This is a genomic window from Thermus sediminis, assembly GCF_003426945.1.
GTDB classification, from domain to species: Bacteria; Deinococcota; Deinococci; order Deinococcales; family Thermaceae; genus Thermus; species Thermus sediminis.
Genome location: NZ_QURO01000004.1, coordinates 1,589,394 through 1,606,392 on the forward strand (window position 1 = coordinate 1,589,394; position 16,999 = coordinate 1,606,392).

Below are 16,999 nucleotides of genomic sequence, written 5' to 3' on the forward strand. Positions count from 1 at the left end.
GTGGGCCGCCTCCTGGGGAGGCTTCTTCTCCTTTTCCTCGCCTTCGCCCTCCTCTACCCCCTCCTCCGCATCCTCCTCCTGGGGGTAGGGGAGGGGTTGGCCCGGGCCCTGGGCAACCCCTTCTACCTGGGCCGCTACCTCTTCAGCCTGCAGTACGGGTTCCTCTCCGCCCTCCTCACCCTTCTCCTGGCCCTGCCCCTGGCCTTCCTCTTCCGGCGGCGCTTCCCCTTTAGGGAGGCCCTCCTCGCCTGGAGCACCCTGCCCTTCGTCCTCCCCGCCCCGGTGGTGGCCCTAGGCTTTCTGGCCCTCCTTGGGCCCAGGGGGCTCCTGGGGGTGGACCTCTACGGCACCCAGGCCATGCTCCTCCTGGCCGCGGTCTTCTACAACCTGGGGCTGGCCCTCCGCATCCTCCTCCCCGTGGCCCTCTGCCTCGAGGGGCCCCTTAGGGCGGCCCGGGTCCTGGGGGCAAGCCCCTTTCGGGCCTTCCTCCGCGTGGGGCTTCCCCTCCTCCTCCCCGCCCTGGGCTCGGCGGGGCTCCTGGTCTTCCTCTACACCTTCTCCGCCTTCGGGGTGCCCCTCCTCCTAGGGGGTGGGCGGTACGCCACCCTCGAGGTGGAGGTCTACACCCTCCTGGCCCACCGCCTGGCCTTCGCCGAGGCCAGCGGCCTGATGCTCTTGCAGCTCGCCACCCTGGGCCTGGCCGCCTTCCTCTACCTGAGGATCCCCTCCTACCCCCTTTCCCCTGGGGGCCTCCTCCCGGGCCCCAGGCCCTGGGCCCTCACCCTGGGGCTTGGCCTCCTCTTCCTCCTTCTCTACGCGCCCCTCCTCGCCCTCTTCCTGGAGGTGGACCCCAGGGCCCTGGTCCGGGCCTGGGCCTCCGAGGCCTTTACCCCCTTGCCCCTAGCCCTTTGGAACACCTTCCGCTTCGCCCTCCCGGCCTTTCTCCTGGCCCTCCTCCTGGGGGTGGCCTACGCCGTGGCGGCCCGGGGGCGGGGAGGCCTTGACCTCCTTGGGCTCCTCCCCCTCATGGTGAGTCCGGTGGCCGTGGGCTTCGGCTACCTCCTGGCCTACCCCTCCTTGCGGGGATCCTCCTTGCTCCTCGCCGCCGCCTACGCCCTTTTGGCCTACCCCCTCCTCGCCCGGGCCCTCCTCCCGGCCCTGAGGAGCCTCCCCCCAAGCCTCCCCGGGGCGGCCCGGGTCCTGGGGGCCACCCCCTTTCGCGCCTTTCTCAAGGTGGAGCTTCCCCTCCTCCTCCCGGCCCTGGCCTCGGGGAGCGCCCTAGCCCTTGCCGCCATCCTGGGGGAGTTCGGGGCGAGCCTCGTCCTTTGGCGGCCCGAGTGGACCACCCTGACCCTGGCCATCTACGAGAGGTTGGGAAGGCCCGGGGAGGGGCCTTACCGGGAGGCCTTGGCCCTGGCCGCCCTTCTCGCCCTCCTCTCCGGCCTCCTCTTCTACCTCCTGGACCGGGGGCGGGGGCGCTTGGGCTGACTTTTCTGGGGCCCCCGCCGTGGCTCTTGCCACGGCGGGGGGCTTAGCCCTGGCACCGGGGGCAGAAGTGGGTCCCCCGGCCCGCCACCACCCCCCTGGCGATGGGAGTCCCGCACCGGGGGCAGGGGAGGCCCGCCCGCCGGTAGACGGCGTGCCGCTCCTGGAAACTACCGGGGAGGCCGTCGGGCTGCTGGTAGGTGCGGTCGGAGAGGGTGCTCCCCCCTAGGGCCACCGCCTCGGCCAGGACCGCCCTGAGGGCCTGGAAGAGCCTCAAGGCCTCCGCCTCGGAAACCTCCTTCCCCGGCCGGAAGGGGCTTAGGCCCGCCCGGAAGAGGGCCTCGTCGGCGTAGATGTTCCCCACCCCCGCGGCCAGGGTCTGGTCCAGGAGGAGGGCCTTGAGGGGCTTCTGGCTCCGCCTCAGGCCCGTGAGGAAGGGCTCGGGGCGGAAGTCCTCGGAGAGGGGCTCGGGGCCAAGCCTTTTGAGGAGGGGGATCTCCCGGTAGTCCCCCTCTTGGACCACCCAGAGGCGCCCGAAGCGCCGGGGGTCGTGGAAGTGGAGGACCCCCTCTTCCAGGAGGAGCTCGGCCCGGGTGTGGGGGGTCCTCTCCAGGCGGAAGCCCCCCGTCATCCCCAGGTGGACCACCATCTCCAGGCCGCCGGAGAGCCCAAAGAGAAGGAACTTACCCCGCCTGGCAATCCCCTCCACCCGCCTGCCCGAGGCCCTTTCCGTGTGGCGGTAGCGGGAGGGGTCCTGGTGGCGGACCTCGAGGAGGGGCTTGCCCTTTAGGAGGGGAAGAAGCCTCCTCCTCGTGGTCTCCACCTCGGGAAGCTCAGGCACGGGGCCGCCTCCGGGCAAAGGCCTGGTAAAGCCTTTCCCCCAGGCCCCCCACCTGGCCCAGGAGGAGCAAGGGGTAAAGGGGCCAGAGGAGGGGGATCTTTCGCCCCAAGGCCAGAAGGGCCCCGTAGCCCCGGTGGATCCGCCCCTCCTCCAGGACGTGGAGCTCCCTCAAGAGCTCCTCCTGGGGGAGGTCCTGGGCCTCCTGCAGGGGCTCCACCTTCAGGGCCTTTCCCAGGTCCAGGGCCTCGAGGGCCCTGCCCAAGGCCCGGCAGTAGGGGCAACGGGCGTCAATCAGCACCCGCATGGGCCTCCACCGGGACGGGCTCCCCCCGCTCGTTCACGGCCACGTAGGTGAGGAAGCCCTTGGTGGCAAGAAGGCGGCCATCCTCCCCGAAGCGCTCCTTGTAGACCTCCACCTCCACGGTGAGGGAGGTCCTGCCCACCCGCACCACCCGGGCCACCACCTCCAGGAGGTCCCCGGTGCGGATGGGCACCTTGAACTCCACGCTTCCCACGGCCACGGTGACCACGGGCCTTCTGGCCCTCCGGGCGGCGGCGTAGGAGCCCACCTTGTCCATAAGCCCCAGGACGAAGCCCCCGAAGGCCGCCCCCAGGGGGTTGGTGTGCTCGGGGAAGACGAGCTCTAGGGTGCGCGCCTCCATATCCCTTTCAGGCTACCCCAGGAGGGCGTCCGTCAGACGGGCCATCTCCCGGTCCTTCTCCGTGACCCCCCCCGCCGAGTGGGTCCACCACTCCACGAGGACCCGCCCCCACTCCACGGTGAGGCGGGGGTGGTGGTTCTCCCTTTCCGCAAGCTCCCCCACCCGGTTGGCGAAGGCCAGGGCCTCCTGGAAGTCCTTGAAGCGGAAGGCCTTACAGAGACGCTTGGGGTTTTCCCGCTCCTCCCAGTCCATGCCCTAAGGGTAAGGGAAAACCCCCGGGCCCATGGTGCCCGGGGGAGGATTCTGGTTGCGGGGGCGGGATTTGAACCCGCGACCTTCGGGTTATGAGCCCGACGAGCTACCAGGCTGCTCCACCCCGCGCCGCCATCCCTAACTATAGCCTGGGGGAAGGGGGTATGTCAAGCACCTTGCCCGGGTTCAGGAGCCCCTCGGGGTCTAGGAGGGCCTTGAGCTTTCGCATCCATTCCAGGGCGGCCCCGTGCTCCTTGAGGAGGAACCTCTTCTTCCGGAGGCCCACCCCGTGCTCCGCGGTGCAGGTGCCCCCGAGGGCCAGGGCCCTTTCCACGAGCCTTTCCGCGTAGGCCTCCGCCTTGGGGTAGGCCTCGGGGAGGACGGGGATCAGGGTGTGGAAGTTCCCGTCCCCCACGTGGCCCAGGATGTTGCCCGCTAGGCCCATCTCCGCCATGAGCCCCTGGGCGTGGGCCGCCATCTCGGGGAGGCGGGAAAGGGGGACGGCCACGTCGGTGATGACGAACTGGTGGCCGGGGTAGAGGTGGACCAGGGCCCAGTAGGCCTGGTGCCGGGCCTCCCACTGCCTCTTCCTCTCCTCCTCCGTCTTGGCGGCCTCCACCGAAAGGGCCCCCGCCTCCCGCACGAGCTCTTGGGCCAAGGCGCTTTCCGCCCCTAGGGCCTCCTTGGTGGAGGCGTGGAACTCCAGGAAGAGGGCCGGGCGCTCGGGGAAGGCCGTTCCCAGGTAGCGGTTCAGGGCCCCCATGGCGAGCTCGTCCAGTAGCTCCAGCCTGGCCACGGGAAGCCCCGAGGCCATGACCCCCACGCTCGCCTCCACCGCCTCCCTCACCCCGGGGAAGAAGACCCTGAGGGTGTGGACGTGCTCGGGGAGGGGGTAAAGCCTTAGGGTGAGGCGGGTGATGACCCCCAGGGTGCCCTCCGAGCCGATGAAGAGGTCCTTGAGGTCGTACCCCGAGGCGGTCTTGCGCACGGGCCTCCCCAGCTCCAGCACCTCCCCACCCGCCAGGACCACCTGGAGGGCGAGGACATTGGCCCGCATCCCCCCGTAGCGCACGGTGGTGGTTCCGCTGGCGTTGGTGGCCGCCATGCCGCCTATGGAGGCGTCCGCCCCCGGGTCCACGGGGAAGAAGAGGCCCGTGCCCTTCAGGGCCTCGTTCAGGGCCTTGCGGGTGAGGCCGGGCTCCACCACGCAGAGGAAGTCCTCCGGCCTCACCTCCAGGAGGCGGTTCATGCGGGAGAGGTCCAGGCTGATGGCCTCGCGGACGGGGTAGAGGTGGCCCTCGAGGCTCGTCCCCGCCCCAAAGGGGATCACCGCCACCCCGTGCTCCCGGGCCCAGAGGAGGGCCTTCCTAACGTCCTCCACGCCCTCCGGGTAGACCACGGCCAAGACCGGCCTCGCCTCGGGGTAGCCCTCGTCCTTGCCGTGGCGCAGGCGCTCGCTCTCCGAGAGGTCCACCTTCCCCGGGAAGAGGCGCTTCAGGGCTTCCAGCTTTTCCATGCCCCTGAGTTTACGCCGCCTTCCGCCTCCCCAAAAGGGCCGCGAAGCCTAAGGAGTAGCCACCTCGCCGGGAGGAGGAGGTGAAGCCCCGCCCCAGCCAGGAACCCCACCGCTACCCGGCCCTGGGGCTTCGGGGGGCCCCAGGGGAACCTACGGGGGTCCACCCACTTCCCTCCGGCCGAGGAGGGTCCAGGCGGCCAGGGCCAGGAGGAGAAACCCAAGCCCCACTCCTAGATAGACCCCCTCCAAACCCACCTCTCTTCCCAGTATCCCTGCCAGAAGGGCACCCCAAAGTCCGGCCATACCCGCAAGGAATCTCATTCCCCCACCTGTCCGGCCCAGCAGGGCGTCCGGGGCCAGGGCCTGCCTTAGCACCACCTCTTGGACCCCCAGGAGGATGGCGCTTGTCCCCAGGAGGGCCACGAGGAGCAGGCCCAGGGGAAGGGGGGGCTTGAAGAGCAAACCCAGGATGGCCCCGGCGTCCATGAGGAAAAGGAGGCTAAGCACCCTTTGCGACCTTTTGCCTCTGATTTTCCCTGCCAAAAGCCCTCCTAAGGCCCCCCCAAGGGAGAAGGCGGCACTGAGGAGCCCATACCCTACGGGTCCGTACCCGGCTTGGAGGGACCAGAGGGGAAGGAGAGCGAAGGGCATGACCCGGAGGAAGCTGGCCCCAAGGACCATTCCGGCTAGCCGACGAAAGAAGGCTTCCTGGTACAGCCACCTCAGGCCGGCCAGCACCCCCGGGGGGGCTTTTCCAAGGGGCGGTATGGGAGGGAGCCTAGCGGCGAAGTGAAGGGCCACAAAGCCTAGCGCGCCCCCGAAGAAAAAGGGCCAGGAGGGATTCTGGACGAAGAGGAAGGCGCCCAAGGGGGCGCCCAGAAGGTCGGCAAGGAGACTTGCCGTGTAAAGATGCCCATGAGCCTTCTCCCGTTCCTGCGGCACGAGTCTAGGGACCAGGACCCGGACCTCCAGAAGAAGCTCAAGGATGTTGCCTACCAGGTAAAGGCCGAGAAAGGTCCATGGACCAATGAGGCCGAGGCTTGTTCCTAAAAGAAAGCGCAGGAGACTGCCAGAGAGAAGTCCGAAGGTTAGGGCTTTTTTGCGGTCTGTCCGATCTAGAAGGTAGCCTGTGAAGAGGGCCAAGACGGAGGCACCCCAACCGATGGCGTGTTGCAGACCCAGGTAGAAGGGGTTGTCTAAGCGAGCGAGGTAGAGGGAGGCCGCAGCACCTACGGTCCCCCCAGCGCAGCTGGCCAAAAACAGGTTCGTGGCTAATAAGAACACGCTCAGCTAAGTCAAGAAACCCTCTACTTCCCGGACTACCCCATCAGCAGAGGAGCAAACGTACATTTTCTCCAAGTCCTGAGAGAACCTTACGCAAGTAGGCATCCTTAGCCCTCTCACAACGGAAGGCTGGAAGTGATAATTGCCAGGTTGAGCGGGGTCTACTTAAAATGTCCCGAACAGTGCCCGCAGTGTGTTCGGAAACCAAAAGCCTGCCGTCTGGGGTCCACTCCATGTGGGAGGGATTCTTCAAACCCCAGGCGAAGGGCCTCACGTGGACCCGCCGCGTCCGGCCGCCGACCTTGACCTCCTGCACTTCCTTGAGCATCTCCTTCACCCCCTTCCGGGTTAGCCACAAGGTAGCACGGGGGAGGTTACGCGAGGTTACGTGGAAGGGGTTCCACGACTGGCCTCCCGCGCAACCTCGCGTAACCGTAGGCTTCCTGCGTAACCTTCCTCGTGGCACCCTGGGGGCATGAGGGGCAAGGTTCGTGGGCTTCTCCTCTTGGCCTGGTTTCTCCTCCTGGCCTGGCTTCTCCTCCTGGCCCGGCCTTCCGGGCCCGCTTGGGCCTGCTGGGACCCCGACTGCTTCCCCCCGACCTCACACCCCGTACTCCCGGCGGAGCCTCGCCACCCGGGCCCGGGCGATGGGGAGGCGGGGGTCTTCGGGGGGTAGCCTCTGGCGAGGAACAGGCCGAATCCTAGGGAAGCAGCTCTACCCCGGCCCGCCTTCGCAGCTTGCTGTCCAAAGTGGCTATCCCGGCCCCTTGCCTGCGGGCGCGGTGGGCCAAGAAGGCGTCTACCAGGCTAAGCCCTCCCTTCCCGGCCTCCTCCAGGGCGGGGCGGAGGTCCTCCTCGTCTTCCAGAAGGACCCCCTCCCGGTCCAGCAGGTCCAAGAAAGAGGGCCCCTGCCGCTTCAGCCCGCCCCACCCCGTAGAAGAAGACCAGGGTGTAGAAGGCCTCGGCCACCACTAGGGGGTGGACCACGAGGGTGTAGCGTCCTCCTCGGCCCCGCGAAACACCTCCAGGGCTTGGGCGGCAAGCTCCGGAGGGTCCCCGGTCAGGAGGCGGAGCATCAGGGAGGTGTCCAGGTAGTAGGGCTTCAAGCCCCTTCCCTCCACGCCTCCTCCTGCGCCTGCCTCTCCGCCTCTTCTCCGGGGAACCCCCGCTTGCCCTTCAGGCGCCCGAGCAGGGCCTCCAGGGGTACGCGGCGCCGGGGGCGGAGGAAGGCCCCCCCTTCCCGGAGCTCAAAGACCACCTCCTCTCCCGGGCGGAGCCCAAGGGCTTCCCGGACCGCCTTGGGGAGGGTGATTTGCCCTTTACTGCTCACCCTGGACTTTACCATTCCCTTTTCACTTTACCACAGTTCCCTTTTTGGCACCAAAGAACCGCGCTTGCCGAAGAGGCCCCTGCCAAGGGGGACCTGCCCCTTACCGCCACCTCCTTCCCGCCAAGGGGGCAAGCGCGAGGAGGAGCCCCCCGGCCAGGAGGAAGGGAAGGGAAAGCCCCACTCCGGCCAGAAGCCCCCCTAGGGCCGGCCCTAAAGGGGCGAGGAGGCCGGTGAGGAAGAGAAACCCTCCCGCCACCCGGCCCCGAAGCTCCGGGGGGGCCTGGCTCAGGCGCGCTGCGCCCGCGATGGCGGCGAAGGCGGCGCTTCCTCCGCCCAGGAGGAGGCAAAGGGCCAGGAGTAGGGGCCAGGGGGGAAGTAGGGCCGCTCCCAGGAGTCCTAGGGCGGCGAGGAGGAGGAAAAGCCTTAGCGCCTGGCCCTCCCCCAACCGGGCTAGGGCCAGGCCCACCAGAAGCCCCCCCAGGGCGCTCCCCAGGCTCAGGGCTGTTCCCAGGAGGCCCAGGACCCAGGGAGCCTCTCCCAGACCCCGCAGGACCAGGAAGGGGAGGAGGCCGGCGAAGAGGGCAAAGGCCAGGCCCAAGGCCCCTTCGGCCAGGAGAAGCCGCCTCAGAGGGGGGCTTTCCCAGAGGAAGCGGACCCCGAGGAGGCTTCCCCCCTCGGGCCGCCCCGCGGGCCTTGCGGGGAGGGGAAGCGCCCGGTAGAGCCCGGCGGCCAGGAAAAGGAGGCCACCCCCCAGGGCCGTGGGAAGCCCCCGGCTCCGGGTGAAGAGGAGGCCCGCCAGGAGGTCGGAGAGGGCGTCGGCTAGGGTGTAGACGGCATTGAGCTGGCCCCGGGCCCGGGCTAGGGCCTCCTTGGGGAGGAGGTCGGCGAAGAGGGCCCCGGCGGCCACCATCCGCACCACTTCCAGCCCGGCAAAGAGGAAACCCAGGAGGTAGAGGAAGGGGAGGCTCGTGCCCGTGAGGAAGAGGGCCAGGCTAAGCAGGCCCTGCCCCAGGGCGGCCAGGACGAGAAGCCTTGGCCGGGGCCACCGATCCGTCCAGACCCCGGCGAGGAGGGCGAGCAGGGGTTCCGCCAGGAGCCGGAGGGCCAGGGCCAGGCTGGCCCCCAAGGGACCCACCGCCCCCAGGGCCGCCAGGGCCCCGTGGGCGAAGTAGAAGAACCCTGCTCCGAAGAGGCGGAGGGCCTCGAGGGCGAGGAGGACGCCGGGCATCATCCCTACCCTAGCCGGGAAGGGGGGTGCGCCGCTCCCCTCCAGGACACCTACATCCCCCGCAGGGCCTCCAGCCGCCTGGGGCTTAGGGGGCCCAGGGCCAGGCCCAAGAGGAGGAGGAGGCCCAGGAGGGCGAGGCCCAGGGGTAGGCGGGCCCCAAGCCCCCCCAGGGCCCCGGCCAGGAGGGCACCCAGGAGGCTCCCCGCGGAGATGAGGGCGATGGCCCCCGCCTGCACCCGGCCCAAGAGGGGCTCCGGGGCAAGGCGCTGCCGGTAGGCCCGCAGGTGGACCCCGCTCAGGGCGCCGCCTGCCCCGGCGAGGAGCGTACCCAGGGCCCCGAAGGGAAAGGGCAGGAGGAGGAGGGCAAGCCCCAGGGTCCTCAACCCGTGCCCGCCCCAGATCCCGAGGGAGGGCCCGACCCTCCCTGCCAGGAGGCTTCCCAGGAAGCCCCCGAAGGAGAGGCCCAGGGGGTAGAGGCCGTAGAGGACGGGGGGCGTTCCCTGGGCCAGGGCCAGGAGGGGCAGGAGGGCCAGGGCCAGCCCCGAGAGGAAGCCCAGGGCCAGGGCGTAGAGGGTGAGGGAGAGGAGCCTCCTGTCCGCGAGCAAGAAGGCGAGCCCCGCCAGGAGGGCCCTGAAGGTGAAGCCCTCTCCCTGGGCCGCCCGTGGGGGCGGGTAGGCGGGGAGGTTCCGGAGGAGAAGGCCCTCCCCCGCGAGGAGGAGGCCGCCCAGGGCAAAGGGGAGGGGCTTGGCCAGAAGGAGGAGGGGCGGGGCCAGGAGGTCCCCCAGGCTGTCCCCGAGGAGCTGGGCGGCCTGCAGCCTTCCCCCCTCCCGCTCCAGCCGGTTCCGGGCGAGGCGGACCAGGAGGGCGTGCCAGGCGGGGAGGTCCAGGGCCAAGACGGCCTGGAAGAGGAAGGCCAGGGGGATGAGGAAGAGGGGCTCCTTGGGGAGGAGGGCGAGGAGGCCCAGGATCCCGGCCCTGAGCCAGACGCCTACGAGGAGGAGGGCCCTGCGGTCCAGCCGGTCCAGGAGGAGGCCGGCGAGGAGGTCAAAGGGCAGGGTGAGGTAGGGGAGGGCGGCCAAGAGGGCCAGGGCCCAGGGACTTCCTTCAAGGCCCAGGAGGAGCCCGAGGCCCGTGAAGGCTAGGCTCCCCCCGAAGACGCCTAGGGACTCGGCGAAAAGATACTTCGTCTGCAAGCTTGTGTCGGGTTTAATCAGCGAACCCCTCTACTTGCCAGATTGCCCCACTTTGCGGTGAACAGACGAACATTCACTAGGAGCCTTCCATTCGGGGCCCACTCCATGTGGGTGGGCGCGTGCAGGTTCCAGGCGAAGGGCCTCACGTGGACCCGCCGCGTCCGGCCGCCGACCTTGACCTCCTGCACCTCTTTAAGCATCTCCTTCACCCCCTTCCGGGTTAGCCACAAGGTAGCACGGGGGAGGTTACGCGAGGTTACGTGGAAGGGGTTCCACGACTGGCCCCCCGCGTAACCTCGCGTAACCGTAGGCTTCCTGCGTAACCTTCCTCGTGACACCCTGGAGGCATGAGGGGCAAGGTTCGTGGGCTTCTCCTCTTGGCCTGGTTTCTCCTCCTGGCCTGGCTTCTCCTCCTGGCCCGGCCTTCCGGGCCCGCTTGGGCCTGCTGGGATCCCGACTGCTTCCCCCCGGCCTCACACCCCGTACTCCCGGCGGAGCCTCGCCACCCGGGCCCGGGCGATGGGGAGGCGGGGGTCTTCGGGGGATAGCCTCTCCAAGAGGGCCTCCCAGACCTCCAGGTCCTCCCCTAGGCGCTCGGCCAGGGCGAGGAGGAGGTCCGGCCTTCCGCTGGCCAGCACCGCCCCTCTTAGGGCCTCCTCCAGCTCCAGGCGGAGGGCCTCCACCCCGGGGGCCTGGCTCCAGGGGAGGAGGGGGCCCCGGTAGAGGGCCAGGGCCTCCCCCAGGTCCCCCCGGGAGAGGGCCCGGAGGAAGGCCGAAAGGTCCGAGGGGGGAGGGGTTTCCAGGCGGTAAGGAGGGGAGGAGACCCGGAGGCCCTTTTCCCGCAGGCGGTGGAGGAGGGCCTTCAGGGCCCCCAGGTTGGGCTCCCCGTAGAGGGCCTCCGCCAGGGCCTCCCCCGGTAGGCCCTCCTCGCGGGCGAGGAGGAGGGCCAGGGCCTCGGTGCCCCTGGGGCCCAGGGAGGGGAGGGGGCTTCCCCCGAGGAGGCGCAGGAGGGGCGTCTCGGCCGGGCCCAGGAAGAAGGCCCGGGCCTCTGGGCGGAGGCCGGGCCCGAGCTGGGGGGCCAGGGGGGCTTCCACCATCACCCCCAGGGCCTTCAGGCGGGCCTCGGCCAGGAGGGCGTAGGGGGCCCCGTCCTCCCGCAAGAGGCCGTGGGCGGCGAGGAGGGAGGCCTCATCCCCCTCCCCAAGCCCCCGGGCGAGGAGGTAAAACCCCCAGGGCCAGCCCTCCTGGCGGAGGAAGGCCCGGGCCCCCTCCAGGAGGAGCCGGAGCTCAGGGGGGTCCAGGGCCAGGGCCCCGAGGACGAGGAGGCTCGCGAGCCTCTGGGGCGCCAGGAGGGGGAGGAGGCCCCGGAGGAGGTTCCCAGCCCGCCTGGGGCTTCCCCGGAGGAGGTGGGCCAGGGCCAGGGTGTGCCCCGCAAGGAGGCGCACCCCGGGGAAGGGGTGGGGCAGGAAGGGCTCCGCCTCCTCCAGGACCTCGAGGAGGAGCTTGGTGCCGAAGAGGAGCTCCAGGCGCAGGTGGTGGAGGGTGGTCCAGGGGGAGGGGTCCTTGAGGCAGGCGAGGGCGGCGTGGGCCAGGGCCTCGGGCCGGCCCAGGCGCTCCAGGGCGATGGCCAGGGCCAGGCGGAGCCGGGCCTCCCCCTGGGCGCCTCCCCGGAAGCGGAAGAGGGCCTCCTCCAGGGCCAAGGCGCCCGCCCTTGGGGGAAGGGCCAGGCCCAGGTGGTAGAGGGTAAGGGGGGTCTGGGCCCTCTGGGCGGCCTCGAGGGCCAAGGCCCGGTAGGCGCCAAAGTTCCCCTTGCGGCCCTCCACGAAGCCCAGGAGGGCCAGGCGCTCGGCCTCCAGGGGGCCCTCCCGGGGGGTGAGGAGGAGGGCTTCGGCCTCCTGGTCCTCCCCCCTTTCCAGGAGGGCGAGGGTCCGGGCGAGGGGGCTTGGGTCCATGGAGAAAGCTTAGGGGATTCCTGGGGTTGTTTATGGGAAACACCTCACCCCAGATGTCCTCCCCCTGGGGGAGGAGATGGGGGCGGTTCCTTCCCCCGGCATGGGAAGGGGGCTTTGGTTGAGGGTTCCTCGCTCACCCGCTGCGCTGGTCTTTCCCTGGCGCGTCAACACCAAGGGGAGAGCGAGCCCACCCACCTGTTCCACCTGGGTCTGGCCCCCGCGCCCTGGGCGCCCGCACGGAAACCGCGCAACGCGACGCCCCGGCCTCGAGCGGGTTTGGCCCGGGGCCCCGCCCTGGCCCGCGCCACAGTGGGGCGCCTAGGCCTCGCCCCGGAGGATGGCCTCCATCTTGGCCAGGGCCTCCTCCGGCAGGTCCACCCCTGCCGCCCCCAGGCTCTCCCGGATCTGCTCGGGCCGGGTGGCCCCGGTGATGGCGCTACTGATCCCGGGAAGCCTCAGGACCCAGGCCAGGGCGAGCTGGGCCCGGGTGAGGCCGAGCTCCTCCGCCACCTCCTTGAGCCTGAGCACCTTCCTGCGGTTCTCCTCGGTGAGGAAGCGCTCGGCGAACTGGGGGTAGCGGGCGAAGCGGCTTTCCTCGGGGATGCCCCCATCGTACCGCCCGGCGAGCATGCCCATGGCCAGGGGGCTCCAGACCACCAGGCCCATGCCGAAGCGCTCCGCCTCGGGGAGGATCTCCCCTTCCACCCTTTCGCGGTAGAGCATGGAGTACTGGGGCTGCTCCACGACGGGGGGATGGAGGCCGTTTTCCCGGGCAAAGGCCACGGCCTCGGCGATCCGGGCTGCGGGCCACTCCGAGGTACCCCAGTAGAGGGCGTACCCCTTCTCCACAATCGTGTGCATGGCGTGGACGACCTCCTCCATGGGCACCTCGGGGTCGTAGCGGTGGGCGAAGAAGAGGTCCACGTAGTCGGTCTTGAGGCGTTTCAGGCTTTTGGTGATGCTTTCCAGGAGGTGCTTGCGGCTTAGGCCCCGGTCGTTGGGGTCCTCGGACATGGGCCAAAAGGCCTTGGTGGAGAGGACCAGGGTGTGCCGGGGGTAGTCCTTCAGGACCTCCCCCATGACCTCCTCGGCCAGGCCCTTGGCGTAAACGTCGGCGTTGTCAAAGAAGTTCACGCCCCCCTCGTAGGCGATCTGGACGATCTCCCGGACCGTTTCCTTGTCCTTCACCACATCGCCGAAGGTGACCCAGGCCCCTAAGGAGATCTCGGAGACCTTCAGACCCCACCGGCCCAGCTTACGGTAACGCATCCCGCCCATAGCGGTTGGAGTCTACCCCATGTTCCCGGGGATTGACCACCGGGTCAGTCTCGGGTCAGAGAAAGGAGGGGGCCAGCCCCTCCGAGGGCCTAGAACACCGCCTTCCGCAGGATGTCGCTCACCGAGACGATGCCGATCACCTCGCCCTGGATCACCGGGGCCCGGCGGATCCCGGTGTTGGCGAAGAGGCGGGCCACGTACTCCACGGCCAAGTCGGGGTTCACGGTGATGACGGGCTTGGTCATGATCTCGTGGACCTGGACGGTGGCCGGGTCCTTGCCATAGGCGATCACCTTGTAGACGATGTCCGTCTCGGTGACGATGCCGTAGGCGTCCTCCTCGTTGCGCCTTTCCACGATGAGGGCCCGGAGGCCAGTTTCCTTCATGAGGTTGATGGCCTCCTTCACCGTGGCCGAGCCCTGGATCTTGACCACCTCGGTGGTCATGATGTCCTTGGCCTTCTTCATACCACCACCCCCTTGCCCTAGGCTTGGGCAAGCCTAGGGTATACCAGCACCGGGGCACAGGGGTAGAGGCAAAAGCCCTTGCCGGCCTAGGCCTCCTCCACCTCGAGGACCCCCCCCTCGGCCTGGAAGCCCAGGCGCTTGTGGGCTCCGTCGCAGAAGGGCTTGTTGGCCGAGCCCCCGCAGCGGCAGAGGAAGACCCGGGGCCTTTCCAGGACCTCTTCCCTGTCCCCGATCCTCAGGCGGAACCCCTTTCCCTCCAAGCGGATGGGGCCGTTTTCCAAGAACTCCAGGCGCATGGCCTTAGGGTACCAGGCAGGCGAGGAGAGCGACAGAGGAATGGTATACTCTCGGCGTCTATGAAAAGGCTCTTTAGGGGTCTGGCCTGGTCCCTTTTGGCGGCGGGGGTTCTCCTGGCCCTTCTCCTCCTCGGGGGGTTTGTGTACCTGCGCTCCTCCCTGCCCCAGGCCCAGGGAAGGATGAGCCTAAGGGGGCTTTCCGCCCCGGTGGAGGTGGTCCGGGACGGGAAGGGCGTGGTGCGGGTCCGGGCTGCCTCCTTGGGGGACCTCTTCTTCGCCCAGGGCTTCGTCCACGGCCAGGAGAGGCTCTGGCAGATGGAGTTCCAGAGGCGGGTGGGCCAGGGGCGGCTCTCGGAGGTCTTAGGGGAGGCCACGCTTCCCCAGGACCGATTCCTCCGCACCTGGGGCTTTTACCGGGCAGCGGAGGAGGCCTATAAGAGGCTCTACCCCGAGGAGAGGGAGGCCGTGGAGGCCTACGCGGCAGGGGTGAACGCCTTCTTGAGAAGCGGCCACCCCTTGCCTCCGGAGTTCCTCCTCCTGGGCTTCCGCCCCGAGCCCTGGACGGGGCCCGACGTCCTGGTCTGGGCCAAGATGATGAGTTACGACCTCTCGGGGAACTGGGAAGAGGAACTAAGGCGCCACCGCCTCCTGGCCCGGGGGGTCAGCCCGGAGAGGCTTCTGGAGCTCATTCCCCCTTACCCCGAGGACGCCCCCACCATCCTGCGCTCGGAAGACCTCCGGCTTTCCCTCAGGCGGGAGGAGGCTCCCATAGCCCTCCTCCAGATGGCCCCGCCCCGCTTCCTGGAGGCCAGCAACAACTGGGTGGTCTCGGGAAGCCGCACGGTGACGGGAAAGCCCTTCCTGGCCAATGACCCCCACCTGGGCCTCCAGGCCCCAAGCCTCTGGTTCCTCATGGCCCTCGAGGCCCCGGGCTACCGGGCCATCGGGGCTAGCCTCCCCGGGGTGCCGGGCATCGTCATCGGCCGCAACGACCGCATCGCCTGGGGGGTGACCAACGTGGGGGCGGACGTGCAGGACCTCTACCTCCTGGAGGAGGTGGCGGGGGGGTACCGCTACCGGGGCCAGGTGGTCCCCTACCGGGTCCGGGAGGAGAGGATCCGGATCAGAGGGGGTAGGGAGGAGGTCCTCGTGGTGCGGGAGACGGTCTATGGCCCCGTGATCACCGACGCCCTCCAGGACCCCCCTAAGACCCCCATGGCCCTCCGCTGGGTGAGCCTGGACCCAGAGGACCACCTCCTCATGGCCTTCCTGGGGGTGAACCGGGCGAGAAACTGGGAGGAGTTCCTGGCCGCCCTAGAGGACTACTCCGCTCCCAGCCAGAACTTCGTCTACGCCGATGTGGAGGGCAACATCGGCTACGTCGCCCCCGGTAAGTTTCCCATCCGCCGGCCGGGGCACACGGGCATGGTCCCCGTGCCTGGGGACGGGAGCTGGGACTGGCTAGGCTACAGGCGCCCGGAGGACTGGCCCCGGGCCTTCAACCCTCCCCGGGGGTACCTCGTCACCGCCAACCACCGGGTGACCCCCGAGGGCTTCCCCTACGCCCTCACCTACGACTGGGCCGAGCCCTACCGGGCGAGGCGCATAGAGGAGCTCCTCCTCGCCAAGGAAAAGCTCTCCCTGGAGGAGATAAAGGCCATCCAGCTGGACCAGAAGAGCCTCCTCTACCGGGACTTCCGCCCGGTTCTGGAAGCCCTCACACCCCTTGCCGAGAGGAGCGTCCGCTGGCGGGAGAGGCTTTTGGCCTGGGACGGCACCATGGCCGCGGGCTCGGAGGAGGCCCTGGCCTTCGCCCTCTGGTACACGGAGCTCACCCGCCTGCCCGAGAGGGAGGTGGGGGAGGCCTTCTGGGACGAGCCCCGCTACCTCCTCAAAGCCCTTAGGGAGGGGGACAGGAACTGCGACCAGCCGGAGACCGAGTACCCCGAGACCTGCCTGGACTACGCCGCCCTGGCCCTGGAGCGGGCCCTGGACCGGAAGGAGGCCCTTGGGGCCAGGGCCTGGGGGGCGGTCCACCGGGCCACTTTTCCCCACGCCGTCCTCACCCATACCCCCCTGGGGCGCCTCTCCGACCGCGCCCTTCCCTTTGGTGGGGACCGGTACACGGTGAACGTGGGCCCCTTTGACCCAAAGACCTTGCGCATGGACCAAGGCCCCAGCTACCGCCAGATCGTGGACCTCTCCGATATGGAGGGCTCGCTTTTCGTCCACCCCATGGGCCAGTCGGGCCACTTCCTCTCCCCCCACTACGCTGACCTCCTCCCCCTTTGGGCCGGGGGCAGGTACCTCCCCATGCGCTTCGCCGGAGAAGGGCGGACCCTCCTCCTGGAGCCGGGGCGTTAGACGTCCTCTCCAAAGGCCAGCGGCCGGCCCAGGCGCTTGGCCAGGGTGGAGGCTTGGCTCGCCAGGCGGATCAGGTCGTCGGCGTTGGCAGCGGCGTTCTCCGGGTGCCGGTTCCGCCGCCTTCCCCCGGACAGGCCCAAGGAGAAGCCGATGGCCACGCCCTCTAGGGTTAGCGGCGGTTGCCAGAGGGCCTCGAGGTGGGGGAGAACCGCGGCCCGGGGCTTGGGAAAGAGGAGGGCGAACTCGTCCCCCCCGTAGCGGTAGGCCTCGCCCCCAAGCCCTTGGGCGAAGGCCTTGAGCCGTTCCGCCAGGGCCTTTAGGACCTGGTCGCCAAAGGGGTGGCCGAAGCGCTTGTTGAGGTCGCCGAAGCCGTCCAGGTCCACGAAGACCAGCGTAGGGTCCAGGCCCTGGGCCAGGCGGGCCTCCAAGGCCTGGCGGAGGAGGGGAGACTGGGGAAGGCCGGTGAGGGCGTCCATGCCCTGCCCCCCATGCCCTGCCCCAGGGCGTAAAGGAGCTGGGCCTTGGTCAGGAGGCCCAGGAGGCGGCCTCCCTCCACCACCAAGAGGCGCTCCACCCCCTTTTCCTCCATGAGGCCCTTGGCCTGGAGGAGGCTCGCCTTGGGCGAGACGGTGAGGGGGGCGGTCTGGCAGACGTCGGCCACCAGGCGGTTGGGGTGGGCCCCCCGCAGGTCCCGGGAGGTGACGATCCCCAGGATGGTCCCGTCTTCCACCACCACCAGGGAGCCGATCCGCCTTTCCGCCATGATCCGGGCCGCCTCCCTGACCCCCTGCCAGGGGCCGATGGTCAGGGGGTCCTTGGCCATCACCTCTTCCACCAGGAAGGGCATCGGG

The 16,999-nt window shown here is 69.6% G+C and carries 21 protein-coding genes and 1 tRNA gene; 3 read left to right on the forward strand and 19 right to left on the reverse strand.

Annotation, left to right across the window (positions count from 1 at the left end; genetic code table 11):
- Window positions 1-1,488: an ABC transporter permease subunit gene (locus ATI37_RS09160; protein ID WP_232822481.1), complete on the forward strand. Its 1,488-nt coding sequence runs from the start codon at window positions 1-3 to the stop codon at window positions 1,486-1,488.
- A gap of 43 nt (window positions 1,489-1,531) precedes the next feature.
- Here the strand turns inward: ATI37_RS09160 and ATI37_RS09165 are convergent, their stop codons facing one another.
- The 7 genes from ATI37_RS09165 to ATI37_RS09195 all read right to left on the reverse strand — a co-directional run bounded on the left by ATI37_RS09165 (window position 1,532) and on the right by ATI37_RS09195 (window position 6,040).
- The gene (locus ATI37_RS09165; protein WP_117238085.1) at window positions 1,532-2,326 is read right to left on the reverse strand and encodes a DNA-formamidopyrimidine glycosylase; all 795 of its coding nucleotides are present in this window, start codon (window positions 2,324-2,326) and stop codon (window positions 1,532-1,534) included.
- On the reverse strand, window positions 2,319-2,630 hold the full coding sequence (locus tag ATI37_RS09170; RefSeq protein ID WP_117238086.1) for a DCC1-like thiol-disulfide oxidoreductase family protein: 312 nt from the start codon (window positions 2,628-2,630) through the stop codon (window positions 2,319-2,321). Before ATI37_RS09170 ends, ATI37_RS09165 begins: the two co-directional genes overlap by 8 nt.
- Window positions 2,614-2,988: an acyl-CoA thioesterase gene (locus ATI37_RS09175; protein WP_117238087.1), complete on the reverse strand. Its 375-nt coding sequence runs from the start codon at window positions 2,986-2,988 to the stop codon at window positions 2,614-2,616. Before ATI37_RS09175 ends, ATI37_RS09170 begins: the two co-directional genes overlap by 17 nt.
- Before the next feature lie 12 nt (window positions 2,989-3,000).
- Window positions 3,001-3,240: a 4a-hydroxytetrahydrobiopterin dehydratase gene (locus ATI37_RS09180; RefSeq protein WP_117238088.1), complete on the reverse strand. Its 240-nt coding sequence runs from the start codon at window positions 3,238-3,240 to the stop codon at window positions 3,001-3,003.
- A 52-nt stretch (window positions 3,241-3,292) separates the two neighbouring features.
- Window positions 3,293-3,369, reverse strand: a tRNA-Met gene (locus ATI37_RS09185).
- Between the two features lie 13 nt (window positions 3,370-3,382).
- Window positions 3,383-4,756, reverse strand: a complete 1,374-nt coding sequence (locus ATI37_RS09190) for an FAD-binding oxidoreductase (RefSeq protein WP_117238089.1) — start codon at window positions 4,754-4,756, stop codon at window positions 3,383-3,385.
- A 150-nt stretch (window positions 4,757-4,906) separates the two neighbouring features.
- Window positions 4,907-6,040: an MFS transporter gene (locus ATI37_RS09195; protein ID WP_198665541.1), complete on the reverse strand. Its 1,134-nt coding sequence runs from the start codon at window positions 6,038-6,040 to the stop codon at window positions 4,907-4,909.
- A 475-nt stretch (window positions 6,041-6,515) separates the two neighbouring features.
- Here ATI37_RS09195 and ATI37_RS09205 point away from each other — a divergent pair, with 475 nt between their 5' ends.
- Window positions 6,516-6,716: a hypothetical protein gene (locus tag ATI37_RS09205; RefSeq protein WP_117238090.1), complete on the forward strand. Its 201-nt coding sequence runs from the start codon at window positions 6,516-6,518 to the stop codon at window positions 6,714-6,716.
- 25 nt (window positions 6,717-6,741) lie between these two features.
- Here the strand turns inward: ATI37_RS09205 and ATI37_RS12160 are convergent, their stop codons facing one another.
- From ATI37_RS12160 to ATI37_RS09250, 10 genes are all read right to left on the reverse strand, one after another.
- On the reverse strand, window positions 6,742-6,936 hold the full coding sequence (locus ATI37_RS12160) for a PIN domain-containing protein (protein WP_232822482.1): 195 nt from the start codon (window positions 6,934-6,936) through the stop codon (window positions 6,742-6,744).
- A 75-nt stretch (window positions 6,937-7,011) separates the two neighbouring features.
- The gene (locus ATI37_RS12495) at window positions 7,012-7,146 is read right to left on the reverse strand and encodes a PIN domain-containing protein (protein WP_269801876.1); all 135 of its coding nucleotides are present in this window, start codon (window positions 7,144-7,146) and stop codon (window positions 7,012-7,014) included.
- Entirely contained in the window at window positions 7,143-7,385 is a 243-nt protein-coding gene (locus tag ATI37_RS09215) for an AbrB/MazE/SpoVT family DNA-binding domain-containing protein (protein ID WP_117238091.1), read from the reverse strand. Before ATI37_RS09215 ends, ATI37_RS12495 begins: the two co-directional genes overlap by 4 nt.
- Window positions 7,386-7,470: 85 nt before the next feature.
- On the reverse strand, window positions 7,471-8,601 hold the full coding sequence (locus ATI37_RS09220) for an MFS transporter (protein ID WP_232822484.1): 1,131 nt from the start codon (window positions 8,599-8,601) through the stop codon (window positions 7,471-7,473).
- 47 nt (window positions 8,602-8,648) lie between these two features.
- Window positions 8,649-9,791, reverse strand: a complete 1,143-nt coding sequence (locus tag ATI37_RS09225; protein ID WP_117238093.1) for an MFS transporter — start codon at window positions 9,789-9,791, stop codon at window positions 8,649-8,651.
- Between the two features lie 17 nt (window positions 9,792-9,808).
- Window positions 9,809-10,000 carry a hypothetical protein gene (locus ATI37_RS09230; RefSeq protein ID WP_232822535.1) on the reverse strand — a complete coding sequence of 64 codons (192 nt, stop codon included), beginning with the start codon at window positions 9,998-10,000 and terminating at the stop codon, window positions 9,809-9,811.
- A 264-nt stretch (window positions 10,001-10,264) separates the two neighbouring features.
- Window positions 10,265-11,743 carry a hypothetical protein gene (locus ATI37_RS09235; RefSeq protein ID WP_117238095.1) on the reverse strand — a complete coding sequence of 493 codons (1,479 nt, stop codon included), beginning with the start codon at window positions 11,741-11,743 and terminating at the stop codon, window positions 10,265-10,267.
- Window positions 11,744-12,061: 318 nt separating this feature from the next.
- Entirely contained in the window at window positions 12,062-13,021 is a 960-nt protein-coding gene (locus tag ATI37_RS09240; RefSeq protein ID WP_198665542.1) for an aldo/keto reductase family protein, read from the reverse strand.
- Window positions 13,022-13,110: 89 nt separating this feature from the next.
- On the reverse strand, window positions 13,111-13,488 hold the full coding sequence (locus ATI37_RS09245; RefSeq protein ID WP_117238097.1) for a CBS domain-containing protein: 378 nt from the start codon (window positions 13,486-13,488) through the stop codon (window positions 13,111-13,113).
- Between the two features lie 86 nt (window positions 13,489-13,574).
- Window positions 13,575-13,784 (reverse strand): CDGSH iron-sulfur domain-containing protein, encoded by a 210-nt coding sequence (locus ATI37_RS09250; RefSeq protein ID WP_117238098.1) that lies wholly within the window; start codon window positions 13,782-13,784, stop codon window positions 13,575-13,577.
- A gap of 60 nt (window positions 13,785-13,844) precedes the next feature.
- Between ATI37_RS09250 and ATI37_RS12165 the strand changes: the two genes are divergently transcribed.
- On the forward strand, window positions 13,845-16,148 hold the full coding sequence (locus ATI37_RS12165; protein WP_232822485.1) for a penicillin acylase family protein: 2,304 nt from the start codon (window positions 13,845-13,847) through the stop codon (window positions 16,146-16,148).
- On the opposite strand, the gene ATI37_RS12170 is transcribed toward ATI37_RS12165, so the two are convergent.
- Window positions 16,145-16,576 carry a GGDEF domain-containing protein gene (locus ATI37_RS12170; protein WP_232822486.1) on the reverse strand — a complete coding sequence of 144 codons (432 nt, stop codon included), beginning with the start codon at window positions 16,574-16,576 and terminating at the stop codon, window positions 16,145-16,147. The two genes, ATI37_RS12165 and ATI37_RS12170, sit on opposite strands and share 4 nt — an antisense overlap.
- A complete protein-coding gene (locus ATI37_RS12175; RefSeq protein ID WP_232822487.1) occupies window positions 16,465-16,995 on the reverse strand; it encodes a CBS domain-containing protein in 531 nt (176 codons plus the stop codon). Before ATI37_RS12175 ends, ATI37_RS12170 begins: the two co-directional genes overlap by 112 nt.
- Between the last annotated feature and the right edge of the window lie 4 nt (window positions 16,996-16,999).